This window comes from Anaerolineae bacterium (assembly GCA_013178165.1).
Classification (GTDB): domain Bacteria; phylum Chloroflexota; class Anaerolineae; order Aggregatilineales; family Ch27; genus Ch27.
Map to the genome: position 1 here is coordinate 11,732 of JABLXG010000004.1, position 22,035 is coordinate 33,766.

The 22,035-nt window shown below is 63.6% G+C and carries 14 protein-coding genes; 4 read left to right on the forward strand and 10 right to left on the reverse strand.

Annotated features, from left to right (window positions below):
- Nucleotides 1–44: 44 nt before the first annotated feature.
- Nucleotides 45–4,085 (reverse strand): tetratricopeptide repeat protein, encoded by a 4,041-nt coding sequence (locus tag HPY64_03160; protein ID NPV66128.1) that lies wholly within the window; start codon nt 4,083–4,085, stop codon nt 45–47.
- A gap of 18 nt (nt 4,086–4,103) precedes the next feature.
- Entirely contained in the window at nt 4,104–6,413 is a 2,310-nt protein-coding gene (locus HPY64_03165; protein NPV66129.1) for an ATP-dependent Clp protease ATP-binding subunit, read from the reverse strand.
- A 199-nt stretch (nt 6,414–6,612) separates the two neighbouring features.
- On the opposite strand from HPY64_03165, the gene HPY64_03170 reads away from it, so the two are divergent.
- Nucleotides 6,613–8,199 (forward strand): GAF domain-containing protein, encoded by a 1,587-nt coding sequence (locus tag HPY64_03170; protein NPV66130.1) that lies wholly within the window; start codon nt 6,613–6,615, stop codon nt 8,197–8,199.
- A gap of 6 nt (nt 8,200–8,205) precedes the next feature.
- Here HPY64_03170 and HPY64_03175 read toward each other — a convergent pair whose 3' ends face one another.
- A complete protein-coding gene (locus tag HPY64_03175; protein ID NPV66131.1) occupies nt 8,206–9,543 on the reverse strand; it encodes an ATP-binding protein in 1,338 nt (445 codons plus the stop codon).
- A gap of 311 nt (nt 9,544–9,854) precedes the next feature.
- Between HPY64_03175 and HPY64_03180 the strand changes: the two genes are divergently transcribed.
- Complete coding sequence (locus tag HPY64_03180; GenBank protein NPV66132.1) at nt 9,855–10,466, forward strand: AAA family ATPase; 612 nt, start codon at nt 9,855–9,857, stop codon at nt 10,464–10,466.
- A 5-nt stretch (nt 10,467–10,471) separates the two neighbouring features.
- Here the strand turns inward: HPY64_03180 and HPY64_03185 are convergent, their stop codons facing one another.
- The 3 genes from HPY64_03185 to HPY64_03195 are packed head-to-tail and all read right to left on the reverse strand — an operon-like array spanning nt 10,472 to nt 14,347.
- Nucleotides 10,472–12,538 carry a hypothetical protein gene (locus tag HPY64_03185; GenBank protein ID NPV66133.1) on the reverse strand — a complete coding sequence of 689 codons (2,067 nt, stop codon included), beginning with the start codon at nt 12,536–12,538 and terminating at the stop codon, nt 10,472–10,474.
- A 17-nt stretch (nt 12,539–12,555) separates the two neighbouring features.
- Nucleotides 12,556–13,491 carry a hypothetical protein gene (locus HPY64_03190; GenBank protein ID NPV66134.1) on the reverse strand — a complete coding sequence of 312 codons (936 nt, stop codon included), beginning with the start codon at nt 13,489–13,491 and terminating at the stop codon, nt 12,556–12,558.
- A 4-nt stretch (nt 13,492–13,495) separates the two neighbouring features.
- Nucleotides 13,496–14,347, reverse strand: a complete 852-nt coding sequence (locus HPY64_03195; protein NPV66135.1) for a hypothetical protein — start codon at nt 14,345–14,347, stop codon at nt 13,496–13,498.
- Between the two features lie 340 nt (nt 14,348–14,687).
- Between HPY64_03195 and HPY64_03200 the strand changes: the two genes are divergently transcribed.
- The gene (locus HPY64_03200) at nt 14,688–14,948 is read left to right on the forward strand and encodes a hypothetical protein (protein NPV66136.1); all 261 of its coding nucleotides are present in this window, start codon (nt 14,688–14,690) and stop codon (nt 14,946–14,948) included.
- Between the two features lie 67 nt (nt 14,949–15,015).
- Nucleotides 15,016–15,882, forward strand: a complete 867-nt coding sequence (locus HPY64_03205) for a hypothetical protein (protein ID NPV66137.1) — start codon at nt 15,016–15,018, stop codon at nt 15,880–15,882.
- A 74-nt stretch (nt 15,883–15,956) separates the two neighbouring features.
- Here the strand turns inward: HPY64_03205 and HPY64_03210 are convergent, their stop codons facing one another.
- The 4 genes from HPY64_03210 to HPY64_03225 all read right to left on the reverse strand — a co-directional run bounded on the left by HPY64_03210 (nt 15,957) and on the right by HPY64_03225 (nt 22,021).
- The gene (locus HPY64_03210) at nt 15,957–17,927 is read right to left on the reverse strand and encodes an ABC transporter ATP-binding protein (protein ID NPV66138.1); all 1,971 of its coding nucleotides are present in this window, start codon (nt 17,925–17,927) and stop codon (nt 15,957–15,959) included.
- A 29-nt stretch (nt 17,928–17,956) separates the two neighbouring features.
- Nucleotides 17,957–19,882 (reverse strand): ABC transporter ATP-binding protein, encoded by a 1,926-nt coding sequence (locus tag HPY64_03215; protein NPV66139.1) that lies wholly within the window; start codon nt 19,880–19,882, stop codon nt 17,957–17,959.
- A 31-nt stretch (nt 19,883–19,913) separates the two neighbouring features.
- Nucleotides 19,914–20,417, reverse strand: a complete 504-nt coding sequence (locus HPY64_03220; protein NPV66140.1) for a winged helix-turn-helix transcriptional regulator — start codon at nt 20,415–20,417, stop codon at nt 19,914–19,916.
- A gap of 335 nt (nt 20,418–20,752) precedes the next feature.
- Nucleotides 20,753–22,021 carry a tetratricopeptide repeat protein gene (locus HPY64_03225; GenBank protein NPV66141.1) on the reverse strand — a complete coding sequence of 423 codons (1,269 nt, stop codon included), beginning with the start codon at nt 22,019–22,021 and terminating at the stop codon, nt 20,753–20,755.
- Nucleotides 22,022–22,035 lie beyond the last annotated feature (14 nt).

Here is a 22,035-nt window from a genome sequence, read left to right on the forward strand (position 1 = left end):
AATGAGATCGTCCTGCCTGCCACCATTCTCCCCCTGTTGGTACGCTAGGGCGTCTCTGGCCCGGCCTCGCCCTGCCGCAACCGGCGCGCCTCCGTCCGCCGCGTACGGGAAGGCTCGTGCTGGGGGTCGAGGTTCAGCGCCTGGTTAAAGGCTTCGATCGCTTCCAGGTAGCGTCCCAGGCTCATCAGCGCCTCGCCCTGATTGTGCCAGAACCAGACATCTCCGCCATTGTAGCGGGTGGCCTGCTGGTGATTGCGCAGGGCATCTTCCCAGCGGCCCAGTGCGGCGTAAGCCAGCCCCAAGCCGTTGTAGGCCCAGGCGTACTGCGGATCGAGGACGACGGCCCGCTCGTAACTGGTGATGGCTTCCTCGTGGCGACCCAGCCGGCGCAGGATCTGGCCTCGCCGCGCCCAGAGGTTGGCATTGTCGGCGGCAACCGCCAGGGCCTGGTCTACCACTGCCAGCGCCCGTTCGTTCTGGTGCAGTTCCAGCAGCGGGTCAAGCTGGTTGGTGTAGTACCACAGCCCTGATGGATCCTCCTGTACGGCCCGCTCGAAGCTGGCCAGCGCCTCCTCGCGGCGCCCCAGTCCTTCCAGGGCCAGCCCGCGCCCGTTCCAGGCCCAGGCATAATGCGGGTCGATGGCCAGCGCCTGATCATAGGCGACCACGGCTTCTTTGTAGCGTCCCAGCCGGCGCAGCACCTGCCCCTTCTTGGCCCAGGCTTCGATGTGCTGCGCGTCCAGCGCCAGCGCCCGCTCCAGCGGCGCCAGCGCCTCCTCATAGCGATGCAGGACGACCAGCGCATCACCCTGATTGTACCAGAACCAGGCGTCGCCCGGCTCCTCCTGGGTTGCCCGCTGGAAGCACTCCAGGGCCAGGTCGGGCTGGCCGAGTGCGCTATGGATCAGCCCTTTGCCGTTCCAGGCCCAGCCGTAATGGGGGTCAAGGTACAGGGCCTGCTCGTAGGCTTCCAGCGCCTCGGTCAGGCGATCCTGGCGGCGCAGCAGCTGACCACGTTTGGCCCAGGCGCGGTGATGGGTGGGGCTATGCGTCAGCAGGCGATCAAGCAGGGCCAGGGCCTCGTCGTTGCGCTGCAGCGTGATCAGCAGGTCAGCCTGGTTGTACAGGTAGAGGGGGTTTTCCGGTTCGGCGGCTACCGCCTGCTCGTAAGCCTTCAGGGCGTCATCCAGGCGCTGGATCGCCTCATAGACCGCGCCAAGTTCGTTCCAGGCCCAGGCGTAGGTCGGGTCGAGTTCAACCGCATGCTCCAGGTAGGGTAATGCCTCGTGGGGACGGCCCAGGTGGCGCAGGCAGTTGCCGATGCGCGCCCAGCTCCGGCTATGTTCCGGTTGGAGGGCGATGGCCTGCTTGAGCGGTTCCAGCGCCTCGTCGTAACGCTTGAGCAGCACCAGCACATTGCCCTGGTTATACCAGTGCCAGACATCGCCCGGCATGGCTTCCGCCGCCCGCCGGTAGCATTCCAGGGCTTCGACGTAGCGTTCCAGCCGCTCAAGGACGATCCCCTGGCCGTTCCAGGCCCAGCCATAAGCCGGGTCGATCGTCAGTGCCCGCTCGTAAGCTTCCAGCGCCTCATCATACTGCCGCAGATAGCGGTACACCTGCCCCAGTTTGGCCCAGCTATACGCATGTTGCGGATCGATGGTGACCGCCTGACGGGCCGGCGCTAGCGCTTCGTCATAGCGGCCCAGTTCCACCAGCATTTCCACCTGGTTGTACCAGTGCCAGACCTCATCCGGCGCGTCGCGGGCGGCGTCGCGGAAAGCGTTCAGCGCCTCTGCCCAGCGACCCAGCGCCTTGAAGGCCAGGCCCAGCCCGTTACTGGCCCAGCCGTAGTCCGGCTGAAGCTTGAGGGCCATGCGGTAGGCCTTGACGGCGTCTTCATAACGCTCCAGCAGGCGGTAGACCTGGCCGCGTTTGGCCCAGCTATGGGCGTGCAGCGGATCGACTGATAGCGCCCGGTCGAGCATGGCCAGCGATTCCTCGTGGCGGCCCAGCGCCTGCAGGATATCCGCCTGGTTGTACCATGTCCAGACATCGCCCGGCTTGAGTTGGGAGGCGCGGCGGTAAGCTTCCAGTGCTTCCTCCGCCCTGCCCAGCCGCTCCAGCACGATTCCTTTGCCGTTCCAGGCCCAGCCGTAATCCGGCGAGAAGTGGATGGCATTGTCAAAAGCGGCCAGCGCCTCGTCGTAGCGGCCCAGCAGGCGCAGGGTGCGGCCTTTGCGCGCCCAGGCCCAGGCGTAATCCGGTTGCAGGGCCAGCGCCCGGTCGTAAGCTTCCAGCGCTTCCTCCGCCCGGCCCAGTTCGGTCAGGCTATAGCCCTTGTCCATCAGTTCATGGGCCTCAAGCTGTGTCGCGCTGACTTCCAGGATCGGCGGCGTGCCATGGATATCCGCGTAGATCGCGCTCAAGGCCTGTACCACGGCATCCCAATCCGGCGGGCGTTCATCGCGGTTTTTGGCCAAACAGGAGAGCACCAGCCTGCCGAGTGCCTCCGGGATGTCCAGCGCGACATCCTGGGGGATAACCGGCGTCTCGGTCAGGTGGGCGATGATCCAGGTGTGGAATTTGCGCGCCCCGAAGACCGGCCGCCCGGCCAGCATCTCGTACAGGATGCAGCCAAAGGCGTAGATGTCGGAGCGCGGGTCGACCTCCTCAGCCCGGCATTGCTCCGGAGACATATACGGCGCAGTGCCGACGATTGCCCCGCCGCGTGTCAGCCGCTGCAGATCTTCGTCCACGTCGTCTGCAAAGGGCACGTCACCGATTTCCACGGAACGCACCAGCCCGAAGTCGGTCACCTTGGCGACTTCATCATGCGTGACCAGGATGTTAGCCGGCTTAAGGTCGCGGTGAACCAGGCCCGGCATCTTCTGCTGGGCGTGGCTCATACCCAGGGCGATGTGGAGGCCAAAGGTGACAGCCTGTGGCAGGCCGATCCGGTTGTGCTCGATCCATCCCCGCAGGTCTGGCCCCAGCCCTTCCGGGCCGCTGACATGCTCCAGGAAGATGTGCGGGCGGTCGCGGATGGTGCGCACCACCCGCGCCTGGACGATGTTCGGGTGCTTTTCCAGCCGGACCCAGGTCAGCGCTTCCTGTACGAAGCGGGCGACAGCGCGGTCGTTGCCAAAAAAGCGCGACTGAAAGCTCTTGATCGCTACCGGCTCGCGCTGCTCGTGGTCGTAGCACAGGTAAACCACGCCCATCCCGCCCCGCAGCACCTGGGCCACCTCGTAGCGATCCTCAATGCGCTCGCCGGGAGCAAATTCGTCCTCGACCGGCTGGGCGCTCTCCCGCCCCAGTGACAGGTATGGCATATCGACTGCCGAGAAAGCGCCCTCCGCCCGGGCAGGTTGATCCTCCGGCGGCGAATCGGGCGCGGCTTCCGCTGCCGGGCCAGTTGCCCGCACGGCTGGCTCCACTTCGGATAGCACCTGAGGTGCAACGGCCAGTTCATCCTGGGTGTCTGTCAGGGCACGGGGGAGGGGGGAGGGCATGGCCGCCACCGTCCGCGCCTCGCCGCGCCGGATGATGGGCGGCGCGTTGAAGGTCAGGCCGCTCTCCAGGCCAACGGGGTATGCCTGAAGCAGGCGGAACAGCATCTCCTGTAGCGCCTCGCTCTGCCGGTCGGGTTCGATCTCAGCGGCGGCCCACAGGGCCACGGCCACGTTGCGGGCCGAGGGCAGCGCCAGGGCTGCCGCGCACACCCATTCCGCCAGGCGAGCGATAGCATCCTCGGCCAGGGCACGATCGGCATCGCTTGCGGCGCGGGCAGCAGCCCGCCGGTACGCCGTGAACGCCTTGCCGACGTAGAACACCCGCAGCTGGTCTTCCGCCAGGATGCGCTGGGCACACAGATCGCCCAGCGCAAAGGCGTCGTCAGGCTCCGGCGGAATCCGCCGCAGGGCCAGCAGGCCGAGCTGACGGATGTCCTTATCCGGATCATTGGCGAATAGATCGACGGCGTCCTCTTTGTGGTGGGCCGAAAGCAAGCGAGCCACCTCGGCGGCGGGTAGCGGCGGCGCGGCGCGGTCGGTCTGAGGTACTGGGGGGATGGATTGGCTCATATTCCTCTTGCCTCGCGCTCAAAACGATGACGAACCTGACCGGTCTTCTTCTTCCCGGTACACCTCGGCTGATCCTCCGGTGAAGGTCAGGCCGTCTTCCCCCTGGCGCACGTAGATCGTCTGGCCGGGGGCAAAGGTGTCTTCCAGCAGCAATGCGCTCAGGGGGCGGGTCAGCAGGCGTTCGATCGCTCGCCGCAGCGGGCGCGCGCCCCGAGCCGGATCATACCCTTCCTGCAGGAGCGCCTGCCGCGCCGATTCATCCAGGATCAGCGTCAGTTTCTGCTGCGCCAGGCGTTCGCGCAACTCGCGCAGTTGCAGGTCCAGGATGCGGTTGAGGTCCTCCGTGCTCAGCGCCCGGAAGGTCACCACCTCGTCCAGGCGGTTCAGGAATTCCGGGCGGAAGAATTCGTGGAGATGTTCAGCGTAATCCGGCAGGCGATCTTCCGGCTGTTGCCCGAAGCCCAGGCCGCGGGCGCTTTCCCCTGCGCCGATGTTGCTGGTCATGATGAACACGGCATGGCGGGCGTCAACCGTCCCGCCGCGCGAATCGGTCAACCGCCCTTCGTCAAACACCTGCAGGAAGAGGTCAAAGACCTCCGGGGCCGCTTTTTCGACCTCGTCCAGCAACACGACGCTGTACGGGCGGCGGCGCAGGGCCTCGGTGAACTGGCCGCCGCGGTCGGCGTCGCGGTAACCGGGTGGCGCGCCAATCAGGCGGGCTACCGTATGCGCATCATGATATTCGGACATGTCCAGCCGGATCAATGCTTCTTCCGTGCCGAACAGGAATTCAGCCAGGGCCTTGGCCAGTTCGGTCTTGCCCACGCCCGATGGCCCCAGGAACAGGAACACCCCGATCGGTCGGTCGGGGTCAGACAGCCCCGCCCGTGCCTGTTTGATGGCAGCGGCGACCGCCCGGACCGCCTGATCCTGGCCGACCACGCGGGCTTTGAGCGCCGCTTCCATGGTTGCAAGGCGGCGGCGCTCATCGGCGGTCAGTTCGGCTACCGGGATACCCGTCCACTCCGCCAGCACCGCGGCGACCATCTGCGCGGTAACCTCATTAGAGGAGGCACTGTCAGATACGCTGGTGCGCACCACCAGCCGCGCACAGGCTTCATCGATCAGATCAAGCGCCTTATCCGGCAAACGGCGCTCAGGCTGGTAGCGCACCGACAGGCGCACCGCCGCCTCCAGCGCCTCAGGGCGGATGGTCACACCGTGATGGCGCTCGTAGTTTTCCCGCAGGGCGGAAAGGATGGCCAGGGTATCCTGCTCGCTTGGCTCGTGGATTTCGATGACTCGAAACCGGCGGTCAAGCGCCGGGTCCTGGGCGATCACGCGCCGGTATTCCTCGACCGTCGTGGCGCCGATGCAGCGCAGGTCCCCGCGGGAGAGCGCGGGTTTGAGGATGTTGGCGGCGTCCAGATTGCTTTCCACCGTGTCGCCTGCGCCGACAATCGTGTGAATCTCGTCGATGAACAGGATGACATCCGGGGCATCTTTGAGTTCATCCAGAATGCCCACCAGCCGCTCCTCAAACTGGCCGCGCAGGCTGGTTCCGGCGACCAGCGTGCCCAGCTCGATCGCCACGATGCGCCGGTTGGCGATGGAGGGCGGGGCGGTGCCATTGGCGATGGCCCAGGCCAGCCCTTCGACAACCGCTGTCTTGCCCACGCCGGAATCGCCCACCAGCAGAGGATTGTTCTTCTTGCTACGGACGAGCGTCCGCACCAGGCTGCGGATTTCCTGCTCGCGTCCGATGGCCGGGCCGATCTTGCCCGCCCAGGCCTGGGCGACCAGATCGCGCCCGAATTTGTCCAGCAATGGCGTCGGCGCGTGGCGCAGGAGTTCGGTCGGGCGGCGCATCTCCTCCCCGGCGATTTCCAGCGCCCCTGCTTCGCGGCGGGCCTCCGCTTCCCGGATGAGCAGGTTAGTCCAGTAAGTCAGGTCAAAGCCCAGTGTCGCCAGGCAACGCACGGCGACACCCTCGCCTTCCTTGAGCAGGGCCAGCAGAAGATGCTCCTCCGTTACCGCGTCTTCGTCCTCGTCGTCGGCGGCGTAGATGGCCAGGGAGAGCACCAGGCGGCTGCGAGGGGTGAGCGGGATGGGTTCGGCGGGGTGATCGCTGCCCCGTCCGGCGGCTTCGCGCACGGCCAGGCGTACCGCAGCCGGGTCCAGAGCCGCGTCGGTCAGGAGCCGCCGGGTACGCCCGCCCTCGATCTTGGTCAGGGCGATGAAGAGATGTTCGGTGCCGATGTAGTTGTGCTCCAGGCGGATGGCTTCGTCCGTTGCCAGGCTGAGCAGGTGCTGGCAACGCTCGCGGATTTCCTGTTCGCTGATTTCAGGTGGGAGTGTCACCGTCTGGCCCCCGGCAGGTGGATGACTTGGCCTTCCATCGCAGAGTATACCGCAGCCAGGGCCGGGCCGAACAGGACGGCATTCCCCGCCAAGCCAGAAAAACCGCTATAATCTTCGATAAACACCATCACAAACATCTGGTCGCGGGCAGAGACACAGGAGAATCATGAGCCACCCCAACGATGATCAGAATCGCCTGACGCAGGAGGTCATCCTGCTGGCCAGCATTGCGGAATTGCTGAACTCGCTCGATCTGGACACCGTGCTGGCCAGGACACTCTCGCTGTTGACCGAAAGCGTCGGCGCAGATCGGGGGAGCTTTTTCGTCTTCAGCCCCACCAGTACTACCGCCGAACGCTACATCATCCACCGCGATCTGCCGCCGGAACGTTCCCAGATGGTTGTGGAGCAGGTGTTGCAGTCCGGGCTGGCCGGCTGGGTTTATCGCCAGCGGCAGGCGGCGCTGGTCAACGACACGCTGAATGATCCGCGCTGGGTAACCTTCCCGGATGATCCGCTGCCCATCCGCTCGGCGCTGTGTGTGCCGTTCATGGTTGCCGAGCGCATCAATGGCATCATGACTCTGGAGTGCTTCCAGCCGGGTCAGTTCACAGAGGCTGACCTGCGCCTGGCCACGACAGTCGCCAACCAGGCGGCGGTTACCCTGCACAATGCCCAGCTTTTTCACCGCGTGGAGACCCAGCAACGCCAGCTGCAGGCCGTCCTGCAGAGCACCCACGCGCCCATCCTGACCATCACCGCCTCCGGCCACATCCGGCTGGCTAACCCGGCGGCGCTGGCAATGATCGGCCTGCCCGCTTTCAGTATCACCGACCAGCCGCTGGCGGCGCTGGAAGCCTGCGCGGTCTGCCCGGCGGTGGCCCGGCGGATCGCCGCTGGCGAAACCCGCTTTGAGTTGCACGACGAGACCGCCCAGCGCGATTACGACGTGCAGGTCTCCAGCTGGCGCGAGGGCGATTCAGCCGAATCCGGATACGTGATCGTCTTCAACGACATCACTACCCTCAAGGACCTGGATCGCCTCAAGACTCAGATGATCCGCATGACCTCCCATGACCTGCGCAACCCGCTGATGGTCATCCTGGGTTACACCGAGATGATGCTGGCTGAACTGGATCCGGGCAGCCCGCAGTTTGAGCAGGTCGCCGAGATCACCAAGGTCACCCAGCGCATGCTGGACACCGTCACCCAGCTCCTCAGCCTGGAGCGCATCGAATCAACCATTCGGGGGACGGGCGAGTTATTCTGCCCGCTGGATTTGATTCAGGATGTCATGGCTGGCCTGGCTCCTCTTGTTGCCCGCAAAGGGCACACGGTGACCATCCACCTGCCGGAGACCCGCCCCCGTGTCCGGGGTGCGCCCGCCCTGCTACGCGAGGCCTTCCTCAACCTGGTCGATAACGCTATTCAGTACACCCCGGACGGCGGTCAGATCGACGTTCACGCCAGCGTAGACTGGGAACGGCGTCGCTTTGACTTTGCGGTGGAGGATAACGGCTACGGCATTCCCCGCCACCTGCAGGCCGATCTGTTCAAGCAGTTCTACAGGGCCAGGCAGCCGGGCACCGAGCGTATCCCCGGCACCGGGCTGGGGCTGAGCCTGGTCAAGGCTACGGTAGAGCATCATGGCGGGGAAGTCTGGTTTGAAAGCGCGCCGGGTGTGGGCAGCACATTCGGCTTCTGGTTGCCCCTGCCGGAAGGCGAAGATGCCCTGGAAACCGGCGTCGCCTGAAGGCCACTACGGTGCTGTCGCCGTCTGTGTGGCGTTGTAGGCGTCAGCCGTCGCCTGCAGGTCGAACATCAGCGTAATGGTGGCGTCGCTCGCCCCGGTTGTCGCTTCCGGCCCGCCGCCAGGATTGGCGCTGAGGATGGCCAGGAGGAGCGCCAGCAGGGCAACCGTAGCCGCCACCAGCAGGATCACCCGCCGCCAGGAGGCGCTTATCCTGCCTGCTGGCAGGGTCACATGGCTGCGTAGCCAGCGCCGCTGTAACCCGCCAGCGATCGTCAGCTGCCCATCGCCCGTCAACCTGAGCACACCCTCGTATTCCAGCCGACGCCAGGCCGCGTTGACCGTGCGTGGATCAAGCGGCAGATCAGCGGCGATCAGCCAGGCCCCGATGTCTTCATGCGGAACCGGCGTCGGTGGTTCCTGTGGGTTGAGGGCGGTCAGAGCCGTCAACACAAGCTGCTCCTGCCGCGTGCCCTGTGACCAGACCGCGCTCAGCGTGTCACTGCCCATCGCTACCGCCGAGTCGGCTACGGCCAGCGCATCCCCGGCGGTGATTGGCCCGTTGTGGCCGCGCCCGGCGGAGCGTTCAAAAAGCAGCCATCCCACCAGTTGCGTCAGGTATGGATGCCCGGCGGTCAAGTCATAGATTGTGTCCAGTGCCGCCGGTTCGATGGCAAGCCCTTCCGGCAGCCGGCCGGTGATCAAGGCGCTGGTTTCCTCAGGGGAAAGCGGCCCCAGCCGGTGAAAAAGCCCAGGGTCGAATGGCGGGCCGGCGGCCAGCAGTTCTGGCTCGTAGTGTGAGTCAAAGGCCATCAGCACATCGAAGTGGCGATGCTTTTCCAGTAATTCGGCCAGGAAATGGAAGGTATCGCGCGGCAGAGTATGATTCTGCACGGCGGTCAGCAGGCGTTCGGCATTATCGACCAGCATCAGCAGGTGCCGGTCACGGCGCATGGCGTTTAACCCCTGGCTGAAGACTTCCCCGATCAGCATCTCGCGTAATTCAGCAGGATGCGCGGGCAGCTCCGGGATGCGCGCCGATTGCATGTTCAGCATGCTTAACGCCTGGGGGAGAGTTTCCGCCAGGGCGGTCAGCCAGGCCTTTTCGCTGGCGACCGTTCCCGCTCGCAGGGCCAGCCGCACCGGGATGTAGCGCGGGTCGAGAACCGCTGGCAGGCGGCGCAAGACCGAACTCTTGCCCATCTGGGGCGCGCCAAGAATCACCAGGGCGTGGCGCTGATGCCCGCCGACCAGATTCGCTTGCACGAAGGAGAAGACTTCCTGCCGCCCGGCAAAGACGCCCTCTTCGCCAACCGGCGCATTGTGGTCAAAAGGGTTCTCGGCCATGATGCCTCCGCGGCGCTTCCCGGCTCACTGCCGGAAAACGTATTGGGCTTTCCCGCACCGCTGATAGCTGTTAGCACTTCCGAGTAGTGTAGACAGGCGGCGAGACGGCGTCAAGTTCGCCTGGCAGCAGCAGGATCAGCTATACCTACCGCTTGTCGCTTGCCGCTCTTTCCTGGCTTCCTGCTTTCCGTCTTCGCTGACCGCCAAACTGACCATAGCCGCACCGCCCTCCCGCCGCTATAATCGCGCTGCTGGCCGCCGCTAGCGGCCCCTGCGCTACCCCGCTGAAGAAAAAGTGACGGTTTGCCGTAATGATGTTCCCCAGAATCAACCGCCCTTACCCGCCCTCTCTGCGCGGCGATACTCAGGCCCGGCTATTGGCCCTGGTGGGGATGCCCGGTGCGGGCAAATCGCTGCTGGCCAGCTATCTGGAACAGCAGGGCTTTCCTCAGTTTCGCTTCGGCGGGATCACCATGGACGAGCTTGAGCGGCGTGGCTGGGAGGTAACCCCCCATAATGAGAAGATCGTCCGGGAGGAAATCCGCGCCAGAGAGGGAATGGATGCTTATGCCCGCCGGGCGCTGCCGATCATCCAGGCCATGCTGGCCGAACACCGGGCGGCGGTCATCGATGGGCTGTACAGCTTCAGCGAGTACCGGACTCTGAAGGCGGAGTTTGGCCCGCAGCTGGTTGTTGTTGCTGTCGCCTGTGACCGCGCCCTGCGCTATGCCCGGCTCGCCGCCCGCCCGGAGCGCCCGCTCACCCCGCAGGAAGCCGAAGAACGCGACATTGCCGAGATCGAGTCACTGGAGAAGGGCGGCCCGATCGCCATCGCCGATTTCACCATCCTCAATAACACGACCCCGGCTGACGTCATCGCCGCATTGCAGCGCCTGCTGGATGACCTGAACCTGCGCCCCTGAGGCGCTCAGTCCGAGGCGCAGACGGTGAACTCAGCTACCTCATGCCAGCGACCGCCGAAAGTGTCCCGCGTCTCCAGCATCACATAGCGTGCCCGGACCCCTGACGGTAACTCAAACGAGAGCGTGTAGCGGTATCGTTCGGTCAGCAGCGTGGAAAACACCTCGCGGAAGGCTTCCGGGCGCTGGGTTGTCTCCGATACCAGCACGGCAAAGCGACTGACGTTGTGGGCGCTACCATCGCCCCCTGTCGCCGAAGGGTTGATCCGGAATCGCGCCAGCGGTTGCACGTCGCCCGCCAGATCGAGGATCACGAATTCCCGCCGGGCGCTGACCGTACCCGGCGCGGAAGCCCAGCCGGTTTCCTCGCTGCCGTCATGCAGGAAGGCGGCCTGCCAGCGCCCGCCAAATTCGCTGGAAAAGTTGACAATGCTCCCACCAGCTGCCTGCGACGACACATCCCGGCACGGCGGCAATTCCGGCGCTGGCGGCGGCGTAGCCTGAATGCGCTGGCCATCAATGGTCAGCACAAACGGCCCGCCACCCGTAAGGCTGCGCGCCCGCACGACCAGCGGCCCTTCCTCCGCTAAAGTCGCCTGTAACCCGGCGTCCCACAGATTGGGCAATGATAGTTCCGGGGGGTGCTCGTCGTTATCGGCCAGTAGTCGCCCGGTGCTATCGTAGACTTCCAGCACCGGGTCGAAGGCTTCGCTGCTGAGTGTGACGGTCAGTGTCGCGTTCTGGAGCGCGTACAGGCGGTATTCGATGTACGAATCCCGGGGGCGTAGCTGGCCGTGGATCAGGTAGGGCGGTTCGCCGCTGAGCCTCTCGACGGCGCGACCGGCCAGGGTTGTGCAGGCGTTGAACTCGGCGGCCTGGGTGTAGCGCCCGCCATAATTGGACTGCAGGCGCAACAGGACATAACGGGCCGCTACCGGTGTGAACGGGTATTCCTGGAGCGTGTTTGCCTGTGGGAATTCGGCTTCCAGCACTGTCGTGAATGCCTCCGGCGCGACCAGTGCCGTTGACACGCCTACGCTGAAGGCCCGCACGCTGTCAGCCTCAAATCCTGGCGAGGCGGAAAAGCCATTGAAGATCACCCCGTCCAGGGTCAACGCCGCCCCACCGGCTACCTCGAAGATCAGATAAGGCGTAGTGTCTCCCTCACGGGACGACCAACCGGTTGCCGGATCGCCATCGAGCAGATTGCCCGCGGCGAAATCCCCGCCAAAGGTGGAAGATACGGCCACCACGCGTCCCAGTACACGGTCGCATTCGCCGGGGCGGGGGCCTTCCTCGACGCTGGTGATCACCGTTGCCCGGCCAAAAGCCGCGCCGTCGATCGCCAGGGTGAAGCGCCCCTGCCCTTTGTCCTCAAACGACCGCACCAGCGCCACATACAACCCGTCTGCTGGGGCAGTGAAGCGCAACGCAGCATCAGTACGCGCTGGCAGGGAAAAGGCCGTGGCCTCGTGATCGTCGTTGGCAGCGATAGCAGTGCCCGCTTCGTCGAACACATCAAGCATGGCGTCAAAGGCAGCGCTGGTCAGGGTGAGCGTGACTGTTGCTCCGGCGCGGGCCAGGAAGGGGTAGGCCAGGCGCGGTGCACGGCCCTCCTGTGGGGTCAACGTGCCCTCGATCACGCGGCCCTCCGCATTTTCCACGATACTAACCGGGTTCTGGTCAAGTACAGTCGCACCAACGATCGTCAGGGTATAGTTGCCTGCATAGGCCCAGTTGTAGCCCGCCACGCGGATCACGACCGGCGCATCGGCTATTGGCGTGAAAACCAGCGCTGCATCGCGCGGTGATGGCAGGCCAAACCCGCCTTCGTGATCGTCGTTGAAGGCCAGCACCTGCCCGACCGCATCGTATACGGTCAGCGTCGGGTCGATCGTCGGCGCGGAAAGCGTCAGGGTGACCGGCAGCCCGGCGGTTACCCTCACCAGCACGTCGCTCGCCGGCTCAAACGGCCTGAGCGTCCCGCTGATCGTGACCGGCCCGTCTTCCTGAGCGCGGACTCTCCCGGCCAGCAGTAGCACACACAGCCCAATCAACAACAACTCGCGTCGCATACCCACCCACCCACACGCTACAGAAACGGCAACAGAACCTGGCTGTAAGGCACCCATGCCGCCAGGCTGATGGCCAGCGCCACCCAGGGCCAGCGTGTGGCAACCAGCGCAAAAACGGGCATCAGCCCGTAAAACGTCACATAAGGCACAAAGAACTGCCAGGCCACCACAGCCAGGACGACATCCCTGCGGCGAACGGCCAGGAAGGCCAGCGCCAGCCCGATCCCCCAACTCATCGGGCGCGGGATGATCTGCGAGAACGCCATGTTGACCCGCGATCCCCACTCCCCTAATGTATTGTTGAACCAGGCGTGCAACATGCCATCCACCCAGTTTGGCCAGATCACCAGCGAAACGGCCATGATCACGAAGACCAGCACGCCGCTCCATAGAATATCCCGCCAGCGGTAGGCAAGCCAGGCACCCAATGCCTGGTGCGGCTTGACCAACAGGAATGGCCCGCTGAGCACCGGCGGCACCAGCAGGCCGATCACCGTCACCCATTCCAGGTTAATCTCCAGCGCCGTGTCGTAGGCCAGCGATGACGTGAGCACCAGCAGCACCGTCCACCACCGACCACCATAGCGGAAGATTAATAGAGCCAGCAGCACGAAGTACAGGATCATCTGCACCAGCACGGCGACCCGGACAGGCAGCAGGGCCAGAGGGTAGAAGATCACCGCCGTCCAGGGCACGTAGGGGAATAACGTGAAGCTGTAGGGGTTAGCCAGGTTTTCTCCCAGCGGCTTGAAGAAGTTGTACTGGTCAGCCCACAGGAAGATGCCCGTCCGCGCCTCCACACGGAGGACGATGGCAATCCAGGCCAATGCCAGGCCAACGGCCAGCGCCAGCGTGGGCCAGAAGTATGGCTGCTTCAGCGTCTCCGTCCAGGAAAGCGGCCCATACGCCAGGCGAGGGGCCGGAGATGTGGCCGCTGTTGCCTGCGTTGCCATCACTTCACCTCCCCTGCGCCGTCAGCAGGAATGGGATCAGCACGCTGCCGTACAGCGCCCACAGAGTCAGACTGGCGACCAGCGCCAGCTTCGGCCAGCGGGACGCGAACAGGGCGAAGGCTGGCATGATCCCGTAGAGCGTGGCATACGGCACCACAAACTGCCAGGCGAACACGCCGATCACCGGATCACGCCGGCGCAGTGCCAGGATCGCCAGCACCGCCCCGATCGCCCAGGAGAGCGGGCGCGGCATCAGATTGGAAAACGCGATATTGATCCGTGCACCCCAGTCCCCCAGCGTGTTTTCCTGGATGTCGGCCACTATACCTCCCACCCAGCCCGGCCAGATCAGCAGCGCCGCCGCCACCACCGCCAGCACCACCAGCCCTCCCCACAGCCATTCACGCGGCGAAAAGCCCAGCCATGCTCCCAACGCTGCCTGCGGCTTGACCAGTAGCAGCGGCCCGCTCCACACCGGCGGGATGAGCAGCCCGATTACGACGATCCACTCCAGGTTGATCTCCAGGGCCGTGTCGAAGGCAATGGCCGAAGTCAGGACGATCAGCATCGCCGTCAACCCACCATCAAAGCGATAAATCAACGCTGTCAGCAGGCCGAAGTACAGAATCATCTGCAGCAGCACCGCCAGCGCCGTCGGCAGCAGGCCAAAAGGAATCAGCGGCAGGACCGTCCAGGGCACATATGGCCAGACCAGGGCACTGTATGGATCGGCCAGGTGGTGGACGGCCTGAGTGAACGTGTGCCGCTGGTCGGACCACGGCTCGACGCCTGTCCACGCCCCGAAAGCCAGCGCTACCAACCACCAGACAATCGCCAGCGCCACCGCAATCAGCATCGCCCGTCGGAAGCCTGGCCGGGTCGCATATGCCGGGAGTCTGAAGCCCGTTTTGAGAGGGAAAATCGCCTGCATCATTGACACGTTCTATGCGTGAAAACCCCTCCTCAGTCTACAGAAGACGCCTGAAAATACAACAGCGGGCCACAATGGGGTGCATTCCAGATTGGGGGCAAGAAAGGGGTAGACTAGGGGGAACGCTAAGGAGGATAAGCCAAATGGGACAATCAGACGGGGCGTTGCGGGCGGCGCTGCAAGCGCAAATGAGCGAGATACTCGATGCTTTACTGGCCGAGAAGACGGCAGCTGAGCAGATCACCTTGAGTGAGTAGAGCAATTGGTGACGGTGGCAGGGAAGAAGATGCAGGCGGTGTTGACGGCGGGGTTGGTGGAGCAGGCGAGCGAGGAAGACCGGTCAGCGGCGGGGCCAGTGTGTGCGCATTGTGGGCAGGCCATGCACTACAAGGGACAAAAGGGGAAGTACGTAGTCACGGCAACAGGGGGAGTGCAGGTCAAGCGGGCCTATTACTACTGCAAGACCTGCCGGGCGGGTGTTTTTCCCCCTGGATCAGCGATGGGGACTGGGAGCGAGCCAGTATAGTGAGCGACTGAGCAAGCAAATCGTGTGGCTGAGCAGCCTGTTGCCCTATGCCCAGGTGAGCCAGGTCATGGCGTGCATTGGGGGGCAGACCATCGGTCAGACCAATGCCTGGCGTGAGACCCAGCACCGGGGGGCACAACTGCAGGCGGAAATGGCCCGCCGACAGGCTGCCCTGCGGCCTGAGCGCATCGTGCCCAGCAATGCTCGCCAGGACCATCAGCGGCTGAAAGGGGTGAGCCTAGATGGCGGGATGGTGCATGTGCGTGGCGAGGGCTGGAAGGAGTTTAAAGTCGGGGTAGTCTATGATCTGGGCGTCCGTGATGGGTATGATGTGCGGAGTGGGGAAGCCGCTGCGCAGCCCTGCGCGGAACAGAGCCACTACACGGCAGTGCTGGGTGACGTAGCCCGCTTTTCCCCGGCTTTGTGGGAACTGGCCGCAGCTCATGACCTGTTGAATGCCGCCCGCAGCAGCGTCACCGCTGACGGGGCCGAGTGGATTTGGAACCTCTGTGCCGACATATTTCCCGACAGTGTCCAGATTGTCGATTGGTACCATGCCACCCAACACCTGGCTGAGGCGGCGCAAGCCCTCTTCCCTACCGCGGAGGCCCAGGCGATAAGCTGGTATCACCAGGCCCAGGACCTCTTGTTCTACGGCCAGGCCTGGCGCATCGTTCAGACCTTGCACCAGGCGGGATTACCAGACCTGGCGCTGTATTTCGAGCGGCACCAACGTCGTATGCGCTACCACGAGTTTCGCGAAGACGGCTGGTTGATTGGGTCTGGCCCTGTTGAAAGCGGCATCAAACAATACCGAACCCGCCTGGCCGCTTCCGGAATGCACTGGTCTCGCCCAGGTGTGGAGCGGATGCTTGTCCTGCGTTCCGCGGTCTTGAGCCATGACTTCGATGACCTCTGGGCTGCCGCAGCTTGACCCTGCCCCCAATCTGGAATGCACCCCCACAATGACCTGTGGCCCGCTGTCCCTGTAGCTGCCTGTGGAAAGCCTCAGCTCCCCGCCGCCGGGGCGGGGGTGACCGCCGCCGGAGTCCTGCCATTGCCGGAACTATTTACCACCTGCTGAAGCTCTGCCTGCCGTCGGAACTGGCTCATGTACAACTCGTAGTAGGCGCCCCTGGCAGCCAGCAGGCTCTCATGTGTGCCACGCTCGACGATCCGCCCATCCGCTATGACCAGCACCTGATCGGCGTTGCGAATCGTGCTCAGGCGGTGGGCAATCACAAAGCTGGTGCGGCCCTTCATCAACTCGGCCAGTGCCTGCTGGATCAGACGCTCGGTGCGCGTGTCCACGCTGCTGGTCGCTTCGTCCAGAATCAGGATGCGCGGGTTGCTCAGGGCAGCGCGGGCGATCGCCAGCAACTGGCGCTGCCCCTGGGAAAGACCTGCGCCACGCTCGCCCAGCACGGTCTGGTAGCCATCCGGCAGGCGCTCAATGAAGTCGTGAGCACGGGCCAGTTTGGCCGCGGCGATCACCTCGTCATCCGTGGCGTCAGGCCGTCCATAGCGGATGTTTTCCATGACTGTCGTGCTGAACAGGAAGGTATCCTGCAGGACGATGCCGATCTGCTCGCGCAGGCTGCGACTGGTCACATCGCGCACGTCAATGCCATCGATCCGTACCGCCCCGCCGCATACATCATAGAAACGCGGGATCAGGTTGATGATCGTAGTTTTGCCCGCACCAGTCGGCCCGACGATAGCCACCATCTGGCCGGGTTCCGCCCGCAGGCTCACCCGCTCCAGCACCGGTTCGCCGGGGTTGTATTCCGCACAAACCTCGTCGAATTCGACCAGGCCCTTGATCGGCGGCATCTCGATGGCATCGGGCTTGTCGGTCAGGTCCGGCACAGTATCCAGGATGCTGAAGATGCGCTCCCCGCCGGCGATCGCGTTCTGGATGTTGGTCCACATGACGGAGATCTGCGCGACCGGCTGGTTGATCCGCTGCACATACTGCAGGAAGGTGATGATCAGACCAAGCGAGATCGTCGCCCCAGCCAGTGTGCCATCCCCGACCAGCAACACTGCCCCGCCGACGCCCACCACCAGCGCCATAGAGACATACCCCAGTGCCTCCAGCAACGGGTTTAGGGCGCTGGTGAAGGCTACCGCGCGGATGTTGGCGTCGCGGTTGGCGGCGTTGGAGGCGCGGAATTGTTCGATGTTCTCGTCTTCGCGGCTAAAAGCCTGCACCTCGCGCACAGCGGCGATGCTTTCCTGCAGGTCGGCGTTAACGGACCCCATCTCCTGGCGGGCGCGGCGGAACGCTTTGCGCGCCTGCCCGGAGAAATAGGAGGTCAACACGACCATGATCGGCACGATCGCCAGGCTGATCAGCGTGTAGACCACGCTCTTGGTCAGCATGGTGTACACCACCCAGACGATGAGCACGGTGCTGGTGAAGACATTGACCAGGGCGAAGCTAAACGCCTGCTCAATGGCCGAAGCGTCGTTGGTGATCCGGCTCATCAGATCTCCGGCTTCGTGCTTGGCAAAGTAGTTCATCGACAGGCGGTGAATGTGCCGGAAGACGTCAACGCGCATCTGGCGCAGGGCGTAGGCGCCCATCCAGCGCATCGCATAAAACACCAGACCGTTGAGGAGCGCCGAGACGATATACAGCACGGCGATGAGCAGCACCAGCTGCCCCATCCCGGCGATCGCCTCTTCCGGCGCGGCTTGCCCGCTGACCGGGGTGGTATACCAGCAGTTGGAGGCTACAGCCGAGTCTCCGCTGCCCATCAGGGCCGCGGCTGCCGCTCCGCCGCCCAGTCGCGGCGTGATGTAGCAGTCAAAGACCTGGCCGGTCAGGTCCGGCGTCACCACCTGCATCCAGGTATTGACCAGCACCAGGGCGATGAGCGCCAGCAGCACCCACCAGTATGGCTTGAAGTAGTCGCCAAAACGCCGAAGCGTCTGGCCGACATGCTGCGGTTTCACCGTTTCCTGGGCCAGCATGCGATTCGGCCCGCCATGCATAAAGCCCATTACGCCACCTCCTGACCGGCAGTCAGAACCGCCGATTCGTCGTCATCTGCCAGCGTGGTATCTTCCACCAGTTGCGAGGTGTAGATCTCCGCGTAAAGTTCGCTGCTTTCCAGCAGGTCCTCATGCTTGCCTGCCGCCACGATCCGGCCCTTGTCCAGTACCAGAATCTGATCGGCGTTGACCACGGTGCTGATGCGTTGGGCAATCACGAAGCTTGTGCGTCCCTGCATCAGGCCTTTGAGCGCCTGCTGGATGTAATACTCGGTGGTCACATCGACGCTACTCGTTGAGTCATCCAGAATCAGGATGCGCGGGTCCATCAGCAGGGCGCGGGCGATGGCAATGCGTTGCTTCTGGCCGCCGCTGAGCGTGGAGCCGCGTTCGCCAACCAGCGTGTCATAGCCCTGCGGGAATTCCATGATAAAGTCATGGGCTGCTGCAGCACGCGCCGCCGCCTCGATCTCTTCCTGGGAGGCATTGGGCCGCCCGAAGGCGATGTTCTCGCGGATGGTGCCGCTGAAGAGCGTGGCCTCCTGCAGAACAATGCCGATCTGGCGGCGCAGGCTGGCGATGGTCACATCGCGGATATCCTGCCCGTCGATGGTGATCCGGCCTTCAGAGACATCGTAAAAGCGCGGGATCAGGTTGATGATTGTGGTCTTGCCGCTGCCGGTTGCGCCCAGCAGGGCCACTGTCTGGCCCGGCTCCGCCACAAAACTCACATCATTCAGCACCGGCTCCCCGCTTTTGAAGTAGCGGAAAGTGACGTGTTCAAAGGCTACCCGCCCCTTGATCGGTGGCATTTCCACGGCGCCAGGCCGGTCAGTTACCTCGTTCTCAGCGTCCAGGATGTCGAACACGCGCTGGGCGGAAGCTGCCGCCTGGGACATCAGCGAGACAATCATGCCCAGCTGGCCGAGCGGGAAGAACACATACATCAGGTACAGGCTGAACTTCTGCCACTCGCCGATTGTCAGCGTGCCGTACACAATCTGCTGCCCGCCAAAGTACAGTACGGCGACCTGGCCCAGGCTGGCGACCAGAAAAACCACCGGGAACAGGAAAGAAAACACGCGGGCCACCTTGAGCGCCTGTTGCAGGTGGGAATCGACCGCCGACTCGAAGCGAGCCTGTTCCTTTGGCTCCTGCACGAAGGCTTTGACCAGCTTCAGCCCGGCCAGATTCTCCTGGAGGACGGTATTCAGCGCGGAAAGGCGCTTTTGCAGTTCGCCGAATAACGGCTGAGCCAGCATGCCAAAGACCAGGAATAGCACCAGCGCAATCGGCAGCGTGGGTAACACGACCAGCGTGATCTGCCAGTTGGTGGTCAGCAGGATGAGCAACGTGGCTACCAGCAAGAGAATGGATTCCAGGAGCATCGTTAGCCCCTGGCCGATGAACAGGCGCAGCCGTTCCACGTCATCGGTGGCGCGCACCATCAACTGGCCGGTCTGGTTGCGGTCGTGGTAGCTGAACGACAGGCGCTGGATCTTCTCATAGAGTTCGTTGCGGAAATCATAGGCCAGGTACTGGGAGAGTTTTTCCGCAAAGTAGCCGCGCAGGAAGGAGAACGTCGCCCGTGCTACCGCAAAAGCGATGATTGCCGCCAGCGCTCCCAGCAATGCCGAAAAGGCGGTGTCGGCGTCTCTCTGCAACTGATCGAGGGTGGTGCCCATTGCAGTCGCGGCCAGCCCCCGTGCCAGCAGCGGCAACTCCAGCACGCGGTGGGCCACATACCCGCTGGTGATGGCATCCATGATGTTCTGGATCAGTTGCGGGATGGCCAGTTGCGCCAGCGTAGCCACCACCAGACTACCGTAGGCCACCAGCGCCATCTGCCGGAACCGCCCGATGTAGCGTATCCCGCGCATTAACTGGGGGAAGCTACTCGGCGGGCGGGCGGCCCCGGTCGAGTCTCCGCGCATGCGTTTTCTTGAAGGTGTTTGTACCGTGATCTCAGCCAAGGTCTTCCGTCTCCGTGTCGTGTGTTGCGTCCACTTCTGTCTGATCCACCGCCTCGCCCAGGTTGGCGCGGAGGCGCTCCAGCAGGGCGCGCAACTGATCGCGCTCCTGGGCGCTAAACCCGGCAAAGGCAATCTGTTCGATCTCCGCCATGATTGCCGGGAAAATCCGCATCATGGCCTGCCCCTCGTCCGTCAGGTGGATGAGCATCGCCCGTGCATCAACAGGGTGTGGTGTGCGCTGCAGCAGGCCGTCGCGCTCCATATCACTTAACAGGCGGCTCATGCTGGCTGCCGTCACACCCAGGCAGCGGCGCAACTCGGCAGCTGTGACGCCCTCAGTATGGTGGGCCAGGTGCCCCAGAACCATCCCCCGCGACCGGTTGAGACCGGCGGCCTGGGTGCGGCTTTCAACGGCCCGACCCAGCATGCGCACCGTGTGAAACAGCTGATAGGTGATGCTATCCACCGCAAACGGCGGCGGAGGCGGTCTACGCATGGGCCTCTCCTTCCAGGCGCCCGGCGAGAGTAGATTGATATAGTTAGTTAGTCAACTAATCAACCGGCGGTATCATAGCATGGTTGGCCGGTCGAGTCTAGCCTCTGGCGGCGACTCTCATCGGGCGCTCATCCTGGCCGGGTGTCGGACAAGAAAGCTCCAGGCGCACGGCCCGGAGCCTGAAATAAGTTCTTCAAACCGAACTATTGTGGCAGTTCCGATGAATACAGCAGGCGCGATGAACCGAGGCCTGCTTATCCCAGGAGATCACCAGCGTCAATGAGGCGATGGCAAGACAGCCGCCGGGATCATGGCCACCGGTATTCCTTGCCCGTTTATTGACTCAGGAGTACCTTAGCGTTGTCACCGTACTGCAAAGCCCGCTTGGCGCGATCCGGGTCGATCTGGCGCAACCGGTCATAGGCCAGCCGGGCCTCGTCGCGTCTGCCGGCCTTGACATACACGTCGACGGCCTGGTTCAGGTGAGCGGGATTCTGTGTGTCGGTTTGCATGAGCTTGTCCACCATGTCAATGGCGTCAGCGATTCGACCATCCATTTCATAATCGATGGACAGGTTAACGATGTAAGACGGATCATCAGGTACCAGCTTGAGGACACGTTCGCCGATCTGGATAGCTGCCGCAAAGTCCCCTTTGCCAAAATACAGCTTTGCGAGCTGGTTAAGGAACCAGGCCTGTATCTCGGCGCTGGCCTTGATCTGGTCAAGCTCCAGAATCTTGCCGATAAGCGGTTCTATCTTGGGGATGGCCTCTTCTTCCCGATCGACCATCCCGTAGTAATCTACCATCGACGCCGTGGCGAAGATGATGTCTTCAACGTCGGTGAAGGCAGTCAGATTGTCGTTGAGCAGCCGATACACAACGTCAACCCCAACTTCGACTCCCGCCTGTGCCACCACTGCCGCCGAACTGAGCAACTTGGGGCTTGGGCCGAAGACCATTTCAAGGCGGGGAAGGAGCGCCACCATCACCCGGAGATCGCCCCGGTCCAGCGCCCGCTGGAATCGTTCGTACGGGTTACCCAGCAGATCGTCATCGGGTTGATCCGCCCCGGCAATTGAGGGCGTCGCCACCTGCGACAGCTTCCGCTCGATGCGGTCGATCGCCGCCGCCAGTGTGGCCAGCGAGACGCCTGTGCCGCGGCGACCATAAGGAGCATCACTGCTTTCCTCGATCTCCCTGACAAAGGAGACAATTTCCTTCTGTACTGCATGGGCAACCCGTGCCTGGGAGATATCGTCATACATGATGGTTCTGATAGGGGCGACATCAAAGGGGATTGGATCGCCTTTGCGAATCAGGTGAATGTAAGGCTTGCCTGTCTCGTGGCGGCGACCCATTTCGTAGTAGACATTCGGGTTGTGTCCCGTCAGGACGATAATGCATAACTCGGAATCCTGAATGAGCTGAATGATCTCATTCGTGATCGCCTTGGCTCCCTTGAGCCGATCCACGCGGATCACCTCAAACCCGACAGGCTCAAGCGCCGGGGTGATGACCAGATCGAGGAGGGTATCGGCTTCTTCTCGTACCGGTGAGCCTTCGTCGCCAATGGGGGAGATCACAAAGCACTTCTTAGCCATGTTCCTAGCCCTCC